Annotated in this window: 15 protein-coding genes; 10 read left to right on the plus strand and 5 right to left on the minus strand. The window is 59.5% G+C overall.

What is annotated here, in order from left to right; translation table 11 throughout:
• Positions 1-227: 227 nt before the first annotated feature.
• The 4 genes from AC1VNY_RS14570 to AC1VNY_RS14585 all read right to left on the minus strand — a co-directional run bounded on the left by AC1VNY_RS14570 (position 228) and on the right by AC1VNY_RS14585 (position 4,263).
• Complete coding sequence (locus AC1VNY_RS14570) at positions 228-932, minus strand: universal stress protein (protein WP_482405654.1); 705 nt, start codon at positions 930-932, stop codon at positions 228-230.
• A gap of 655 nt (positions 933-1,587) precedes the next feature.
• On the minus strand, positions 1,588-2,193 hold the full coding sequence (fixJ, locus tag AC1VNY_RS14575) for a response regulator FixJ (RefSeq protein WP_482405655.1): 606 nt from the start codon (positions 2,191-2,193) through the stop codon (positions 1,588-1,590).
• A complete protein-coding gene (locus AC1VNY_RS14580) occupies positions 2,190-3,620 on the minus strand; it encodes a PAS domain S-box protein (RefSeq protein WP_482405656.1) in 1,431 nt (476 codons plus the stop codon). The genes fixJ and AC1VNY_RS14580 overlap by 4 nt, the downstream gene beginning before the upstream one ends.
• Before the next feature lie 355 nt (positions 3,621-3,975).
• A complete protein-coding gene (locus AC1VNY_RS14585) occupies positions 3,976-4,263 on the minus strand; it encodes a hypothetical protein (protein ID WP_482405657.1) in 288 nt (95 codons plus the stop codon).
• 980 nt (positions 4,264-5,243) lie between these two features.
• Between AC1VNY_RS14585 and AC1VNY_RS14590 the strand changes: the two genes are divergently transcribed.
• From AC1VNY_RS14590 to ccoS, 10 genes are all read left to right on the plus strand, one after another.
• Positions 5,244-5,471 carry a hypothetical protein gene (locus tag AC1VNY_RS14590; protein WP_194456149.1) on the plus strand — a complete coding sequence of 76 codons (228 nt, stop codon included), beginning with the start codon at positions 5,244-5,246 and terminating at the stop codon, positions 5,469-5,471.
• Positions 5,472-5,857: 386 nt separating this feature from the next.
• Positions 5,858-6,190 carry a hypothetical protein gene (locus AC1VNY_RS14595; protein ID WP_482405658.1) on the plus strand — a complete coding sequence of 111 codons (333 nt, stop codon included), beginning with the start codon at positions 5,858-5,860 and terminating at the stop codon, positions 6,188-6,190.
• Positions 6,191-6,258: 68 nt separating this feature from the next.
• Complete coding sequence (gene ccoN / locus AC1VNY_RS14600) at positions 6,259-7,911, plus strand: cytochrome-c oxidase, cbb3-type subunit I (protein WP_482405659.1); 1,653 nt, start codon at positions 6,259-6,261, stop codon at positions 7,909-7,911.
• A gap of 8 nt (positions 7,912-7,919) precedes the next feature.
• Positions 7,920-8,654 carry a cytochrome-c oxidase, cbb3-type subunit II gene (gene ccoO, locus AC1VNY_RS14605; RefSeq protein WP_482405660.1) on the plus strand — a complete coding sequence of 245 codons (735 nt, stop codon included), beginning with the start codon at positions 7,920-7,922 and terminating at the stop codon, positions 8,652-8,654.
• Between the two features lie 11 nt (positions 8,655-8,665).
• Positions 8,666-8,830: a cbb3-type cytochrome c oxidase subunit 3 gene (locus AC1VNY_RS14610; RefSeq protein ID WP_482405661.1), complete on the plus strand. Its 165-nt coding sequence runs from the start codon at positions 8,666-8,668 to the stop codon at positions 8,828-8,830.
• 6 nt (positions 8,831-8,836) lie between these two features.
• Entirely contained in the window at positions 8,837-9,709 is an 873-nt protein-coding gene (gene ccoP, locus AC1VNY_RS14615) for a cytochrome-c oxidase, cbb3-type subunit III (RefSeq protein ID WP_482405662.1), read from the plus strand.
• A 77-nt stretch (positions 9,710-9,786) separates the two neighbouring features.
• A complete protein-coding gene (gene ccoG, locus AC1VNY_RS14620; protein ID WP_482405715.1) occupies positions 9,787-11,256 on the plus strand; it encodes a cytochrome c oxidase accessory protein CcoG in 1,470 nt (489 codons plus the stop codon).
• 22 nt (positions 11,257-11,278) lie between these two features.
• Complete coding sequence (locus tag AC1VNY_RS14625; protein ID WP_482405716.1) at positions 11,279-11,779, plus strand: FixH family protein; 501 nt, start codon at positions 11,279-11,281, stop codon at positions 11,777-11,779.
• Positions 11,780-11,791: 12 nt separating this feature from the next.
• Positions 11,792-13,978 (plus strand): heavy metal translocating P-type ATPase, encoded by a 2,187-nt coding sequence (locus tag AC1VNY_RS14630; protein WP_482405663.1) that lies wholly within the window; start codon positions 11,792-11,794, stop codon positions 13,976-13,978.
• Positions 13,978-14,145 (plus strand): cbb3-type cytochrome oxidase assembly protein CcoS, encoded by a 168-nt coding sequence (ccoS, locus tag AC1VNY_RS14635; RefSeq protein WP_482405664.1) that lies wholly within the window; start codon positions 13,978-13,980, stop codon positions 14,143-14,145. Before AC1VNY_RS14630 ends, ccoS begins: the two co-directional genes overlap by 1 nt.
• A 1,906-nt stretch (positions 14,146-16,051) precedes the next feature.
• On the opposite strand, the gene AC1VNY_RS14640 is transcribed toward ccoS, so the two are convergent.
• Positions 16,052-16,603, minus strand: coding sequence for a MarR family winged helix-turn-helix transcriptional regulator (locus AC1VNY_RS14640; protein ID WP_482405665.1), 552 nt, complete (start codon positions 16,601-16,603; stop codon positions 16,052-16,054).
• Between the last annotated feature and the right edge of the window lie 799 nt (positions 16,604-17,402).

Below are 17,402 nucleotides of genomic sequence, written 5' to 3' on the forward strand. Positions count from 1 at the left end.
GATTGTCCCGCTTCTCTAGACCGGTAGCGTACGTGCAATGTTCGAAAACCGCGGCGCATGTTCAGCAGTTTCGCCTTGCCTCGTTGATCAGGCGACGGCGGGCGCGTGAAACAGACGACGCCCCTGTTCTCCGGATCGGCGGGTGATGGTGATGGGTGCCTTGTCCTGCGCTAATCGACGACGTTCGGAGCGCATCCGGCGGCATTATCGCATCTACGATCTCACCTTCAGTGCGACATCAAAACCGGAATGACGTTTGCACGAAGCAGATCTCTCGAAATGCCGCCGAGCAGCCTTTCCTGCAGCCGGGAGCGGCCGTTTCCGCCCATCACCAGCAGATCGAGGTTTTCGTCCGCCACAAGCGACAGGAGGACCCGGTGCACCGACCGGGATGCCGGGAGCGACACGATCTTTGCAGGGAGGCCCGATCTTGCAAGATGCTGTCCAAAATGGTCGGCGGAACTGTCTGCCGGGACCCTGTGCGCAGCAGTCATCGCGATGATGGTCAGCGCGTCCGCTTCGCGCAGCAACGGCATCGCGTCGTGCGCCGCGCGGGCTGCAAGGCGGCTGCCGTCCCAGCAAATCCCGATTCGTTTGGCCGAAAAAGCGCCGTGGATGACGCTTGGCAGATACAGAACTGGCTTGCCGGCCTGGAGCAGGATCTCCTTGGGAATAACGTTGTCATAGCTCTCGTAGCCGCTCTGGGGCTGCGTGACGATAGTCATGTCGTGCACTCGCGCGCTGGCGCAGATGCTTCGACGCGCCTCCGCTGGAACCGCACTGAGCGCGCGGCTCGCATAAGAAATGCCGGCGCTCCTTGCCCGCAGATCAAAGACACGAAGTGCCGCTTCGGCTTTCTCTAACGCACGCGCCTGCTCGATTTCAAAGACCGAAGTGACGGCCACCCCGCTGAGTGCGGCGAGCGGAATCATGGTCCTCTCATAACCGATCGCCACAACGTCAAGATGCGCGCCCGTGCTTAGTGCGAAGGAAATCGAACCGTTCACCGTAGCCCGCACCGGAAGCTCCGTGGGAAGATGGACCAATATGTTCCCGAACATTGCCGTTCTCCGGGCATGAAAGGATTGCTGCCCATCGGAGCACAAATCTGGGCCGGACAATTGATCTGCTTCATAAGGTCGCCGATTTGGTTAGGCAGGATCAAACCGGCCACGGACAGTTCGCGCAGAGTCCGATGCCAAGTAGAACCAGCATGGCATGTGCTGCATCGGTCGTGTCAACCGCGAATCTTGCACGATTCGTGCACAGCGATTTTTGCTGCACAAATCAGCGGGATTGGGACTGGCCGGAGATCACGGATGCCGTCGATTCCTCGCCGGAGAATCAATCAGCGGTATGTGAGGACATTGTCGCAGACGGGGGCCAGTGCGACGTGCGCGTGCATCGTTCGCTGGGCTCGTCTTGATTTTCGCCATTGCCGGTCTGTGGTCCTGGCCTGTTCTCAAGGCTCCGCTGGGTAATGCGTTTCCAAGGCGCTCCACCCTCACGCGATTGAAGATCGTTCCTGGACGAATTCTCTAAGATCAACCACTATGCGTCGCCTGGACCACGCGGCTCGCGCCCCTGCTAGAATCCTGCGGCGATGGCAATCCGCATCAATTCGGACATGCTGCGTGCATTGGTCTTGGCCATCAGGTTGGCGCGATAAACCTCGACCGTCCGGGGGCTGATGCCAAGATCATGGGCGATTACCTTGTTGATCTTGCCGGCTAATAGTCCCTGCAGGACGTCACGTTCGCGCGACGAGAGGTCCGCAAGGCGCCCTTCTGCCTGCAGTTTCGCTGCGTCATCGTCTGGCTTCGTTGGCCGCGCTTCCAAAGCAGCGTTGATGGCACGCAACAGCACCTCGTCCTCGAACGGCTTCTCGATGAAATCGACCGCACCCGCTTTCATCGCTTCGACTGCGAGCGATACATCACCATGACCGGTTATCAGGACGACCGGACAGTCGAGGCAATCAGCCTTCAGCTTGCGGACCAGTTCGAGGCCGCTCATTCCTGGCATGCGGATGTCTGATACAACGCAGTCGACCGGACCGCTTGCAATATCATTGAGAAACTCGGTCGCGGTCTCGTAGGTTGCTACCCAGAAACCACTAATATCGAGCAGAAACGCCAGCGAATCCCGCATCGCGGCGTCATCGTCGATCACAAGAATGCGCCGCTCAGTCATGCTTCTTCACCGATGTCAGCAAATGGCAGCGTGAATTGAAAGATCGTGCCGCCACCCGGATTGGCTTCCGCCACGATGTGGCCGCCATGGGATTCCACGATTGTCCGGCAGATTGATAGTCCAACACCCATGCCGTGTTCCTTCGTCGTGACAAAGGGCTGGAACAGGCGGTCGGCGACATCAGGGCTAATGCCGGAACCCGTATCAGCAACGGTAAACCTGGCGAGACCATCGACCTTGCTGACTCCGACGGTCAATTCGCGGCGCGGACAGCAAGCCATCGCCTCGATCGCGTTGCGTATCAGGTTCAGCGCGACTTGCTGGATCTGGATCTTGTCTACGATCATTGACGGCAGATCGCGGTCGCTGCGCATCGTCACCCGCACGCCTTGCTCCTTGGCGCCGAGCAGGGCCAGCGCCACAGCCTCTTCAAGCAGCGTGAGCGGATTTTCCACAGAATGCTGCGTCTCGCCTTTGGCAACGAACTCCCGCAGGCGCTTGATGATATCGCCGGCGCGCAGAGCCTGTTGGACAGCGCGTTCGAGTGCATCACCAATGCGATTGGCGTTCGGCTTGTCTGACGCCATTAGAGCCTTTGCGCCGCGCATGTAGTTTGTGATGGCGGAGAGTGGCTGGTTGATTTCATGGGCAATAGATGATGCCATCTCACCCATGGCGGTCAGCCGCGACACATGGACGAGTTCAGACTGCAGCTCCTGCAGCCGCCGTTCCTGCGCCCGCCGTTCGGTTAGGTCTCGGATGAAGCCGGTGAAGAAGCGTTCGCCGCGCACTTTGGCCTCGCCGACGGCAAGCTCCATCGGAAAGGTCGAGCCGTCGCTCCGCTCGCCGACCACGATGCGACCGATGCCAATGATGAGCCGCTCGCCGGTGGCCAGATAACGTTCAATGTAGCGGTCATGCTCGGCCCGGTAGGGCTGCGGCATCAACTTGGATACAGTCTTTCCAACCACTTCGTCCGGCAACCAGCCAAATAAACGCACTGCCGCGGCGCTGAACGAGCGAATGATACCCTTCTCGTCAATGACGATCATGGCTTCAGGTACGGTGTCCAGGATCGACTGCAGATGGGCTTGCCGATACCGCGCTTGTTCCGATTCCTGCCGCAGCCGGTCGCCCATGAAGCCAAGCATGGGACCTAGTACCGAAAATGCGGCAATATCGATCATGTTTGCGGAAACGGTGATGAGGCTTTTCCCAAGAAATGCCGCGCTGATGACGAGGCAGAGCAGGGTCGCGAAGCTCGCCGGTCCGCGGCCGCCGGCGAAAGCGGCAAAAACGATCGCCGGAAGGTAGATGATCGTAAATGAGCGGTCATCGAGATACGGATTGAGCGCCGCGCGGAGCATGAGGGCGAGCGCGACGGCTGCCGCGGCAGTGCCATAGCGATACCAGATGTGGTCGGACATACTTGCCGGCAGACCCTCTCATTCGATCGATTCTACATCGTTTGGCCGCGGGAGGGCCACCGGAGGCAGGCGCGCGTCAGTTCGCGCCGATATATTGTGCAGGATAGCCAACGCTATTTGAACCAAATGCGCCAGTGCGTGGGCTGCACAGCGACGTGTTCTCCTGTCTTCGCCTTGATCCAGCCACCGAAGATGCGGCGGCAAGGGAAGACCAGCCGATGAATGATATTACCCTCGATCACGCCAATCTCAAGGTCCCGATCGAAGGGCGCCGTGTCGATCCGCTCCCACGTCACGTTGCCGTTAGATCCTGGACGGTGTTCATCGCCGCCGACTGACAAATTCAAGCAACCTTTCAGACAGTACGAACCACATCGCTTGTCCGCCCCGCGATCTGGTTCAGCCCAATATTGCGCAGGCGGCGCGCGGTCTCGATCGCGGCAGTCGCCGCCTCGGGTCTGTCGGCGGAGGCATCGTCGAACCCATCGTGCTGGATCATGACCCTCTCGCCGACCCAAATATCGGGATTGATGCTACGAAGCACCTTGCCACCTTCGGTCGAACCGGTCCGGACCTGCTCAAGCCTTCTCCGGTTGGTCATGATCGGGTTTTTGCCGAAACTGAACTGGACCGCGGCCCACAATTGGGCTCTTCGCCGAGCAAGTTTCGCCGTGGCCTGTCATGTCGAACATCCTTTGTTGATGGGACGTCTCCTTGCTACGGCGTCGGTCGTGGGACGGGGGGCTAGCTGCGCTCGGCCCCGAGCGTCGGGCCGGTCCGCGGGTCGATGAAGTGGACACCATCGCAGGCGGCGCAGGTTACCGGGTGCAGGTCGTTGGCGCCTGGCTCGACTGCGTCGTTCGGCAGCAGTCCTTGAATCCGGTCGCCCCTATTTGGGCACGAAAAGATGATGGGGCGCCAAGCCTGTCTGTGAGCCATATGTCTGACCTTGACTGGAGATCGTTTCTATCGGTAGGCCGCCGCTGGAGTATTGACGCAGGTCAAAAAAAAGCGATGCGTCTAGAACGAGTGGCGGCGTACCGCTCGCCGCGAGCGGGACAGGGGGCCAAACATGTTCCAGTTCGGGCGATCCCTCGTGTCGCGCCTTGATCCCGACAAACCCCGGATGCGGCCGGGTTGATGGGAGTCAAAATACGGGCGGGGCAATCATGCGAATGTTGAAGCGCACCGGACGCGCATCGGACCATGACAACAAGTGTCATCAATGATGCGAGAGGCGCAAAGGAGACTCTTAGTGACTGCTCGCCTTGCATTGTCGGTGGCCTTGCCGGCGCTGATCGCAGCCATAGGCTTTGGCGCGGAAGCCCTGAACCTTGGCCTTATCGAAACCTTGGCTGCGGCGAGCCTGGTCATCGGCTTTGCCATTGCGGCGGCAGGGTGGGTCGTCAGACGCGAGATATTGGCGGTTCGCCCCATTTGCTCACGATCACGGGGACCCAGGTCTGGCTGACGATATCGCCGGGTCGCCAGCACTCGTCAGAACAGTCTCTGTCACGGTAAGTGACCGATTACTTTGGATGCTGCTTGAGACAAATCAAATACTCTCCGCGCGCTAATGGCAGAATAGGCAGGGATAAGCAAACCCACCGCAAGAGGGTAGCCATGCCTTCATTTAACGTTCGCTTCATTAAGACCGTCTGTGACGATACCGGCCACGAGCATCGTGCCTGTCAGGCAGCGTTCAAGGTCGATGCCGCATCGCTGAGTGCTGCTGCACAGCAGGCAGAGAGCGACTTCTGCAAGCAAAAAGGTGTCCGCGATTGGACCATTTTCGCAGATGCGATGGAGCTTCGAGCCCCGCCTGCGTTGCCCCCGGCATGGGGCGGCTAGCCTGAGTTCGGCTAGCGCAGGTCCTTGCGGATTTCATGGCGATCGTCAATCCGTGAGTTCAAGCGCGATCTTGTAAAACACCGCGCCGAGCATCGATTCGAAAGAGCTCGCGATGCTGTCACCAATGCGGCAGGCGCTGTTGCCCGCAACACGAAATGGGCCTCGCCGCAGTCTCGCCGGCCCCCCGGGGCAGGGCGATCCGGATCGAACGATTTGCTCTTACATTTGATGCAGGTCAAAAACAAACCTGCCTCCAGCAGCTATGGCTGCTTCGAGGGACATGACACATGGTCAGCCAACCTGCACATATCGGTCGTCCTTGGCGGTTTAGGAATTTGCTCAGCCGATTGCGAGCGAGCCTGTCTCGGACGTCCGAGCTGGCTTGCTTGAGCCCGCAGGACATCGATGCGATCGCGCGCGAGCTTAATCTGTCTACATCCGCTTTTCGAACCCTGGCGCAAAGTCCGGGCTCTCCCGAACTCTTGAGCAAGCGCCTCGCACTTGCCGGTTTTTCCGAGCATGCGCTTGCCGCCCGCCATGGCGACGTCCTGCGCGATCTGCAGCGAGTATGCGGCCTATGTCAGGCCAAAGCCCGTTGCGCCGCCAACCTCCAAACAGGGAAGTATCGAAATCCGCTGAAAGACTGCCCTAACGAACAAACCCTGCGCGCGCTCGGTCGTGAGGTCGATGACGGCCTCCCGCAGCGCTCTTGCGATTGATGAACCCAATCGCTTAGCTCGCCGGAAACAGTTCCCGAAGCATCCCCGCTTTCAAAGAAGGCCAAGCCATGACAAGCCCATCCTTTGCCTCGAAATCCACGACGATGGGTGAAGCAGGCCTGATGTCGGTATTTGCAGTTTCTGCCTACGTCTTCTTTTTCGCCGGAGCGATGGGGCATGATTCTGCGTTTACCTTCCACGCATTGCTGGCTTCCGCCGCCAGTCTGACCGCCGCGGGCGTCATCCTCAATCGCTACTATGAACGGCCGGCGCAATTACCGCCGGCGCAGATCAATGGCCGAGCGAACTACAATCTCGGTCCGATCAAATTCGCCTCGGTGCTTGCGATGTTCTGGGGCATTGCGGGCTTTTCCATCGGTCTGCTGATCGCCTCGCAACTTGCCTGGCCTGCACTGAACTTTGATCTGCCTTGGGCGAGCTTTGGTCGGCTCCGGCCGTTGCACACATCGGCTGTGATCTTTGCGTTCGGCGGAAACGTGCTCATCGCGACCTCGTTCTACGTCGTGCAGAAGACCTGCCGCACCCGCCTGGCTGGCGATCTTGCGCCATGGTTTGTGGTCGTTGGCTATAATTTCTTCATTCTGATCGCAGGCACTGGCTATCTGTTCGGTGTCACCCAGTCGAAGGAATATGCCGAGCCGGAGTGGTACGCCGATCTCTGGCTCACCATCGTCTGGATCACTTATCTCATTGTGTTCGTGGCGACGCTGTTGAAACGGAAGGAGCCGCATATCTTCGTCGCCAACTGGTTCTATCTCGCCTTTATCGTCACCATTGCGGTGCTCCACCTTGGCAACAATCCCGCATTACCGGTATCGGTGTTCGGTTCGAAATCCTACATTGCCTGGGGCGGCGTGCAGGATGCCATGTTTCAGTGGTGGTACGGCCATAACGCGGTCGGCTTCTTCCTGACCGCCGGCTTCCTGGCGATCATGTACTACTTCATTCCGAAAAGAGCCGAACGGCCGGTCTATTCTTACCGTCTCTCGATCATCCACTTCTGGGCGCTGATCTTCCTCTACATCTGGGCCGGACCGCACCATCTACACTACACCGCCCTGCCGGACTGGACGCAGACGCTGGGCATGACATTCTCGATCATGCTGTGGATGCCCTCATGGGGCGGCATGATCAACGGCCTGATGACGCTCTCGGGCGCCTGGGACAAGCTCCGCACCGACCCGGTACTTCGTATGCTCGTGGTCTCGGTTGCCTTTTACGGCATGGCGACATTTGAAGGTCCCACCATGGCAATCAAGGTCGTCAACTCGCTCAGTCATTACACGGATTGGACGGTCGGCCATGTGCACTCGGGCGCGTTGGGCTGGGTTGGCTTCATATCATTCGGCGCGCTGTATTGTCTGATTCCCTGGCTTTGGAATCGCCAGCTGTATAGCCTCAAGCTCGTCAACTGGCACTTCTGGATCGCCACGATCGGCATCGTGCTCTACATCTCCGCAATGTGGGTGTCCGGCATCCTGCAGGGGCTGATGTGGCGCGCCTATACCTCGCTCGGCTTCCTCGAATACTCGTTCATCGAGTCGGTCGAGGCCATGCATCCCTTTTACATCATCCGTGCCGCGGGTGGCGCACTGTTCCTGATCGGTGCGCTGATCATGGCCGCCAATCTCTGGATGACGGTGAATGCACAGGAAGCCGATCAAGTCCAGGACGCTAGAGCGCTCCAGGTCGCGGAATAGGTCATCGCATGTCGCTCTGGAACCGACACAAGATCTTTGAGAAGAACTCGATCATCTTGATCGCGGGCATCCTTGCCGTGATAGCGATCGGTGGCTTGGTCGAGATCACGCCGTTGTTCTACCTTAAGAGCACAATCGAGGCGGTGGACGGCGTGCGGCCGTATACGCCGCTCGAGCTCGCCGGCCGCAACATCTACGTACGCGAGGGATGCTATGTCTGCCACTCGCAGATGATCAGGCCATTACGCGACGAGGTCGAGCGCTACGGGCATTACTCGCTGGCCGCTGAGAGCATGTATGACCATCCGTTTCAATGGGGCTCGAAGCGGACCGGCCCGGACCTCGCACGTGTTGGCGGGAAATATTCCGATGAATGGCACGTCACGCATTTGACCAATCCGCGCGCCATCGTGCCGCAATCGGTGATGCCGGGCTACCCGTCGCTGGCGAACACCGAGGTCGACCTGACCGACGTGGTCGCACATCTGCGCACCAATCGGGCGATCGGCGTCCCCTATAGCGAGGACCAGATCAAGAACGCTGTCGTCGACCTGAAGACGCAGCTCGATCCTGACAGCGCGAACGTCGAATCGTTCCAGAAGCGCTATCCGAAGGCCGCTGTGCGCAATTTCGACGGCAGGGCCGGCAATCCGACTGAACTCGATGCGCTCGTCGCCTACCTGCAGATGCTCGGCACGTTGATCGATTTCAAGCTCTACGACGAAAAAGCCAATCTGCGCTGAAGGATCCTCTGATGAAAGCCGTTATTTCCATCGAGAACCTGGCATCGAGCTTCGTGGTGACGGTCTGGACGCCGCTGTTCGTCGGCATCTTCATGGCCATCGTCGTTTACGCGCTGTGGCCTCGCAACAAGAAGCGTTTTGATTCTGCGGCGCGCATGCCGCTGCGCCGGGACTGACAGATCATGACCGAGCACAACGACATCGACCACATCTCCGGCCGCTCCACGACGGGGCACGAATGGGATGGTATAAAGGAACTCAACACGCCGCTGCCGCGCTGGTGGATTCTGAGCTTCTACGCCACGATCCTTTGGGCGATGGGCTACTGGGTCGTTTATCCGGCATGGCCGCTCCTCTCAAGCTACACGACAGGCGTGTTTGATTATTCGACCCGCGCCAGCGTCGTCAACGACCTTGCAGGTCTTGAGAAGCTGCGCGGCGAGAAGATGGCCGTGCTGGGCAAAGCGTCTCTTACCGAGATCGAGAAGGATCCGGCCCTGCTGGGGTTGGCCCGCGCGCGCGGCAGGACGGTGTTCGCGGACAATTGTGCGCCATGCCATGGGAGCGGTGGCGCGGGTGCCAAGGGATATCCGAATCTCAATGACGATGATTGGTTATGGGGCGGATCGCTCGACCAGATCCTGCAGACCATCCAGTTCGGCGCACGTTCCGGGCATGCCCAGGCGCATGAGGGACAAATGCTGGCCTTTGGCCGCGACGGCATCCTCACGAAAACCGAGATTGTCACCGTAGCAAACTACGTGCGATCGCTGTCAGGCCTGACCACGGCAGCCGAGTTCGATGCTGCGGCCGGCACCAAGATCTTTGCCGAGAATTGCGCGGTCTGTCATGGCGAGAACGCCAAAGGCAATCAGGCACTCGGCGCACCGAATCTGACTGACCGGATTTGGCTGTACGGTTCGGACGAGGACACGCTGGTCGAGACTATCAGCTATGGCCGCGCCGGCATCATGCCGGCTTGGAGCGGGCGGCTCGATCCCATTACAGTCAGGGCGCTTGCCGTCTATGTCCATTCGCTCGGCGGCGGACAATAGGCGAGATGCGCCGCAAAACCTGCGCGCCGGTGACCCAGGATCAACGCGAGCCATCCGCGCCCGATGTAAGGTCGGTCATGAAGCCCGCCGTAAACAAGACCGTTTCGCTCGATGAGCCGGTGATCGACGAGGATGGACCCCTCTATGCAGCCCATAGGAAGGTCTATCCGCAGAGCGTCCGCGGTACTTTCCGTACGATCAAATGGCGGCTGATGGTCGTGTGTCTGGGCATCTACTATCTGCTGCCCTTCGTGCGTTGGCATCGTGGCCTCGGCGCTCCCGACCAGGCGGTGTTGCTCGATTTTCCAAACCGGCGGTTCTACTTCTTCTTTATCGAACTGTGGCCGCAAGAGCTCTATTACTTCACCGGTTTGCTCGTGCTTGCTGCCATGGTGCTGTTCTTGATGAACGCGCTCGGCGGGCGGATTTGGTGCGGTTATCTCTGCCCGCAGACGGTCTGGACCGACCTGTTCTATGCGGTCGAGCGCTGGGTCGAGGGCGACCGTCGCGAGCGGCTGAAGGCCGCCGCACGCCAAATGACAGCAGGGCGCGCGGCAAAGTGCGTGGCGAAGCACGCAATCTGGTTGATGATTGCCTGGTGGACGGGTGGCGCCTGGGTGCTCTACTTCGCCGACGCGCCGACCTTGGTGCACGATCTGGCAACGTTCCAAGCGCCCGCAATCGCCTATATCTGGATTGGGATCCTGACCGCTTCGACATATCTGCTGGCTGGCTACATGCGCGAGCAGGTTTGCGTTTATATGTGCCCGTGGCCGCGCATCCAGGCCGCGCTCACCGACGAATGGGCCCTCAATGTCACCTACAAATGCGACCGCGGCGAGCAGCGCTGCTCATTGAAGAAATCATTCGATCTGCGCGCACGCGGCGAAAGGGTCGGAGACTGCATCGATTGTAATCAATGCGCGGCGGTCTGTCCGACCGGGATCGATATACGAAATGGCGCCCAGCTGGGCTGCATCCAGTGCGGGCTGTGCATCGATGCCTGCAATGCCGTCATGAAGAAGATCGGGCGCAAAACCGGCCTGATCGGTTACGACAACGACATCAATATCCGCCGGCGGATGGACGGCAAGCCGGAGCTGTTCAAGCCGGTACGCCCGCGCACGCTCGTTTATGCCTTTTTGATCACGGTCATCTGCGCGGTGATGGTCTATGAGTTGTTATCCAGAACGCTACTTGATCTCAGCGTTCTGCATGATCGTAATCCCATGGCTGTCAGGCTCAGCGATGGATCGATTCGCAACGCCTACACCGTGCGTTTGCTCAACAGGCGCGACTTCGATCGGGTGATCGCGATCGACATCGATGGGCCGCCCAAGACGTCCGTCCACGTCGTCGGCGCCGATTCGGTGACCGTGGATCGGCCGATGATCGTCCTGGCTCGCGATACGACGACAGAACTGCGTGTGCTGTTGACAGCGCCGGTTGACGGCATGGCAGAACGCTCGATGCCGGTGAGGTTTCGGGTCACCGACCTTGGCCTCGGCGAGGTCGCCTCCGCATCGGATCATTTCGTTCTCCCCTGACGATCACTGACGGGATGTGACCATGACCGCATCAAATCAAGTCACGCGGCCCATTACCGGGCGCTTCGTCCTGATCGCGATTCTCGCGTTCTTTTCGGTCGTGATTGGCGCCAATCTGGTCATGATGCGTTTTGCCATCATGACGCTGCCGGGGACGGAGGTTGACAGCGCCTATCGTGCGAGCCTTGCCTATCAGCGCGAGATCATCGCGGCACGGCAGCAGAACGAGCGAAACTGGCAGGTGCAAGTATATATCCACCGGCAGTCGGATGGTGAAGCTGAGCTTGCGATCGAGGCGCGCGACCGCCTAGGTGCGCCTCTCGCCGGAATGAATTTCGTGGCCCGCCTGGAGCGCCCGGTCGACCGCCGGGCCGATCGGGCGATTGATGTCTCGCAGGCCAATGCTGGTATCTACCGCGGCAGCGCCTCGGGCGTCGCTGTCGGGCAGTGGGATCTCGTGATCGAGGGCGACGATGACGGCCGCCGCATGTTTCTTTCGAAGAACCGCATCGTCCTGAATTGAGAGCGTGTGCACATGCAGTCCGACATCGATTTTTCTCACTTTCTGAAGAGGACAGGCTCGGGCCGCCTCCAGCTCGACCTTGCGGTGGAGGGGATCAGTTGCGCGGGCTGCATGGGCAAGATCGAGCGCGATCTGTCGAGCATCCCAGATGTGACCTCGGCACGCGTGAACCTCACCGACAATCGGCTCGCGCTCGAGTGGAACGCCGGAGCCCTCGATCCAGCACTATTTGTCAAGCGGCTCGCCGATTTAGGCTATAGGGCATATCCGTTCCAGCGGGACAATGCGGAGACGCTGGAGGCGGAGCGGGCGCAGGACTTGCTGCGGCGGCTGGGCGTCGCCGCCTTTGCCGCGATGAACGTGATGATGCTGTCGATCCCGGTCTGGTCCGGAAATGTCTCGGACATGCTGCCGGAACAGCGCGACTTCTTTCATTGGCTCTCCGCGCTGATCGTCCTGCCGGCCGCGGCTTATTGTGCGCAACCATTCTTCTCTTCCGCTTTTGCCGTGCTGCGGGCGCGCGGAACCAATATGGACGTTCCGATCAGCATCGGCATTCTGCTCGCCCTGGCGACGTCGGTGATCGAGACCATCGCTCATGCCGAGCACGCCTATTTCGATGCGGCGATCATGTTGATCGCCTTTCTGCTCGCAGGTCGCTATCTCGACCAGAACATGAGGCGGCGCACCCGCGCCTTCGCCAGCAACCTTGCAGCACTCAAGGCGGAGACTGCGGCGAAGTTCATTAGCCCGACCGAGATCAGAACCGTTCCGGTGGCGGCGATCAAACCGGGGGACATCGTGCTGGTGCGCCCCGGCGAATGCTGTACAGTCGACGGCAACGTGATCGAGGGAAGCTCCGAGGTCGATCAAAGCCTTATTACCGGCGAGACTTTGCCGGCGATCGCGACGCCCGGCAGCGCGGTGTTCGCCGGCACATTGGTACGGTCCGGCACCCTGCGCGTCCGTGCGGCGGCGGCCTCGGACGGCACACTGCTTGCTGAGATTTCCAGGCTGCTCGATCATGCCCTGCAAGCGCGCTCGCGCTATCTGCGCCTCGCCGAGCGCGCGTCGCGGCTCTATGCGCCGATCGTTCACATCACGGCCTTCCTGACCATGCTGGGTTGGCTTGCCTCTGGCGCCACCTTTCATGATTCGGTGGTCACGGCGATCGCAGTCTTGATCATCACCTGCCCCTGCGCGCTGGGTCTGGCTATCCCCGCAGTGCAGACGGTGGCCGCCGGCGCACTGTTCCGTTCCGGCGTGCTGCTCAATGCCGGGGATGCAATCGAGCGTATCGCCGAGGTGGATCGGGTGATCTTCGACAAAACCGGGACGCTGACGCTGCCTGAACTCGATGTCGCCAATCTCGCCGGCATTCCCGAGGATGTCGTCAAATTGGCGGGCCGGCTAGCGCTGTCGAGCCGCCATCCGGTCGCCGCCGCCCTGGCACGTGCTGCCGGCACAAACGAGCCGCTGGCCGATATCGAAGAGGAGCCGGGACGGGGCGTCCGCGGTTACTATGAGGGCGCGCCGATCCGGCTGGGCCGCCCCTCGTTCTGCGGCGCTGACAGCCTCGCTGACGAGATCCTGTGCCATGATCCCGAGGCCTCAGTCGTCGCGTTCAGCCGCGGCGAGGCGAGGCATATCTTTGCCATCAGGCAAAGGATGCGGCCGGACGCGGTCGCGGTTGTCACAAGCCTCGCACGCCTTGGCATCATGGTGGAGATCGTTTCCGGGGATCGCGAGCCGGCTGTTCGGCGGGCGGCCGAGGCGCTTGGCATTCAAGAGTGGCGGGCCAACGTCTCGCCGACGGACAAGGTCGCCCGGGTCGAAGATCTGACGAGCAGGGGATACAAGGTGTTGATGGTCGGCGATGGCTTGAACGACGCGCCCGCGCTCGCAGCAGCCCATGCCTCGATGTCGCCTGTCACCGCCACCCATATGAGCCAGGCGATCGCTGATGCGGTCTTCCTCGGTGAGCGTCTCGGGCCGGTGATGATGGCGGTCATTGCCTCGCGCGGGGCGCTGCGGCTGATGCAGCAGAATCTCTGTCTTGCTGTCGTCTACAACGTCCTGGCCGTGCCCGTTGCGATCGCCGGCTTGGTGACGCCGCTGATTGCCGCCGCGGCGATGTCATGCTCGTCGGTACTGGTCATGCTTAACGCGTTGCGGGCGCGAAGGGGCGAGGCCCTCTGATGGAAGTCCTGATCTATCTGGTTCCGCTCGCTCTTTCACTCGGCTTCCTCGGCCTGCTTGGCTTTCTGTGGTCGCTGAAGAGCGGCCAGTATGACGATCTCGACGGCGCGGCCTGGCGCGCCATCGCCGATGAGGAGCCCGATCGGCCCCGGTGCCGGTCCAAATAGTGCCAATGGACCAGCGCATTTGTGGAAGCGGGCGTCGACGCGAGTACTAGCTCGCCCGTCCAGGCGGTCTACCGCCGCAACTGTGGGACAGGCGAAAGTCGGACGGCTAGCAGCCTGTTGATGGCGGCAACGCGCCGTGATCAGCCACGGTTGCTTAGTAGCCCGCTCGCTATCGATGACCATAGTATGAGAGCGCGACGGTGTCTGCCGGATTCAATGCCTGATTCCTCTGAGCTGGATACAAATCTCGACCCTACCTGAAGCTCTCTGACTAATCGCAATTCGCTTTCTCATGGTGTTTCAAAGACTTGTAACAACCTGCTGGGTTCCAACGACGATGTGTCAATTAGGAGACTGGATTCGCCAATTCGTGGCCAAATTTCTCGATACGAAAACCTCCACGAAACCAACAACTGGGAAGGCGCTGTAGCCATTGCTTCAGAACACATGACAGAGCCTTGCACCTTTGCGCGAGGTCTATGCTTGCCTCCTTTTTACGGTCGTCGCTGTGAAAAAACTATGTTAGAAGCCGCTCCTCTCAAAAGGAGCATTCATTGTGAAAAAAGCAACCAAGAAACGCGTTAAGCGGCGCGAGTGGACTAAGGCAGATATCAAAGAACTCAAGGTCCATTCAAAGGCTCGGACCCCGGTCACAAAAATATCAAAAATGACCAAACGCTCTGTCGGTGCGCTACGCCAGAAGGCCTTACATCTCGGAATCGGACTGGGACATCAGCGGTAGCTAATTGGGCTGCGCTGTTGATTGCTACAGTAGGGCGGCTCCCGGGCCGCCCTTATTGGCTGTTGGATTGTGTCGCAACAGGTGGTTCGGCCCAACCGTTGATCAACCAACTTCGAGCCCGGGTAATTTCCTATCGATTTCAGCGCCGCGATTGATGCTGCTGTCCGAGAACGTAGCATTGTCGGACCTTTATAAAGTGTGGTGATCGAATCCAGCGAGCTCAGTGAGTACAGTCTGCATTCCTGGTCCGACGAACGACTGGTCTGCTCCTCGGCGTGTACCTGCCAGAGGACTGGCCGCTTGGTTCTGCAGCCGATCAGCTTTGATGAGGTCCCGGAGTCCTCAGCTGGCTGATCAGAGGAGAGCTTCCCACCTACGACGTTACGGTCGGTTACCTCGACAAGGAGCTTCTCCAACACAAGGCAGAGCGTGTGTGTCCGCGATCGGCGGCGCGTCAAAGATCTTCGTAGGTTCGAGCGACGATCAATTTCCAGATGAAGATGGGCTTCTCACGCCACGGTCTGGTTGGAGCTTGGCGATGGCGGAGCGGCCTCGAGCGTCCGGCATCTTCGATGAGATTTTTGGAACGCGCTTTGTGGCTATATCTCGGCAAAATTAGTGACTCGCTAAGTCACATGAGCCTGCAGATCTACGCCAGCTCTGCGCGATTTGCTTAAGCGCGAGATTCAGCTCCCGCAACATCGAGGTCTGTACGACGGACGGCCCGAAACCGCTCGAGAATGTTCAGCTTTCGTCAGGGGCGGCTCGCAACCAGCTCGTTGTTACTGCGATGGCCCCCTGGCTGACCACAGTTGAGAAGGTCGTCATTATGGCCTGAAAGTGGATTCTGCAAAAATTGGGACGTGGCGCAGTCATGGGCCCACGGGTTAGCCGATGGAAACAACCTTGCGAGTGGGGCGTTCCTCGAAGATCATTTGGGCGCAAAAGTGCGCCGCCCAGCATGCTGGTGAGCTCGAGCTTCGGAACGATACGGCGCGCTCAGCAACAATAAAAACAGCGCTCGGTTGGCCTGATATCTGGCGGCCGAGCGGCTGCGCCCTGAGCCGGCCATCATCTGCTTGCCCTCGTCGGTATGCACGGACCACAACCACCTTCGTCCGCGGTGCTTCAAGGAACACTCGAAGACTGGAAGCGTAGACATGGCTACGTGGCATCATTTCTGACGGACGTGCGTTTGGTCTTCGGAAGGCCACAACCGCTCTCGCGGTAGACCTTCTCCAGACGACGCCTGATTGCGGCCAGCTTGGCAATGAACTCGCTTGATCCGTTAACCCCGAATTCATCAGAAGCGAACTCATCCAGTGCTTCCTGCGGTGCCAAAGATGCCAGACGTTTACGAGTTTTGGCTGTCAGCGTCATCTGCACGACCCGAGCGTCGCTTGCGCAGTGCTTACGCCGCAGGAATCCATTTTTCTCGAGCAGCTTTGAATGGGTCGTGACGAAGGAAGGATCGACGTGCATCAACTTTGACACCATGTTGACGGGGACACCATTCTCTTTCCCTAAATAGGCCACGGCCATCAGGATCATCCACTGCGGCCCGGTGATGCCAAGGACGTCGGCTCGAAATCTCGCAAGCTCTTCGAGACATGCACTGATCGATCTGATCTCCCAGACGAACGGCCGGATCGTCTCCAGTTCGTCGGTAGAGATACTGCCAAGCGCGTTTGCTGGGCCAAGCAAATCCGGCGGCATCGAAGCTCTGGTTCCATCCTTTACCAGCTTCCCTTAGCGCGAATGAGAAGTGACGACAACTTCGTAAGAGCAGCCAAATCAAATACTTGGTACGGTACGGACGAAAGGGGAGTGTGCCAATCATGAGCTGGCCGGAGCAGTTGCGGCAACACCGCGCTCATTGTCTTGACGAACCAGGGGCATCCACGGGCGGCTTTGTCGAGGTCGATCCCACACGCCGGTAAGATTGATGCCCCTAGCAACGAGACGTCCATGGTCTGCTTCATTGGCTACTCGCCGGCTTGCTCACTCCTTTGCCGTATCATCGAGCTGTCAAAGTCTCGAGCGAGGAACGTTAGAACATCTGCGCCGCGTGTCGCGAAATCTCGACGCGTCGCTTTCCGTCTGATTAAAGGATACGACTTGCTCTTTCCACGCGGTCGGACTGCAATGTCCAGCACCGCGAGCTGTTGGGCGCAGACCATCAGCGGCGATGAGATCGGGCCGATTGTGCAGAAAGCAATCGATAAGCGACAAGGCAAGTTCAACAACGAGGTCCGCCGGTGGGCTATCATCGAAGCCAATGCAAATTGCATCCGAAGCCGAGACGCTACGTGTTGACGCTCGGTTGCCGGGGGCTAGTGTCGTCGCTTCACGCATTTCACCAGCAGTGTTGTGTGGGGGTTACCCGATAGACCGCAGTATAGTCTTGTCATCCGATTCCATATTGGCAGCTTGCCTTCGTATAGTTGAGCTGGCTTTTGGTCGCAACTAGCCTTGCGAGTACTCGCAAACTGCCGATTGCAATTGCCAAAAAAGC

This window comes from Bradyrhizobium ferriligni (assembly GCF_056837965.1).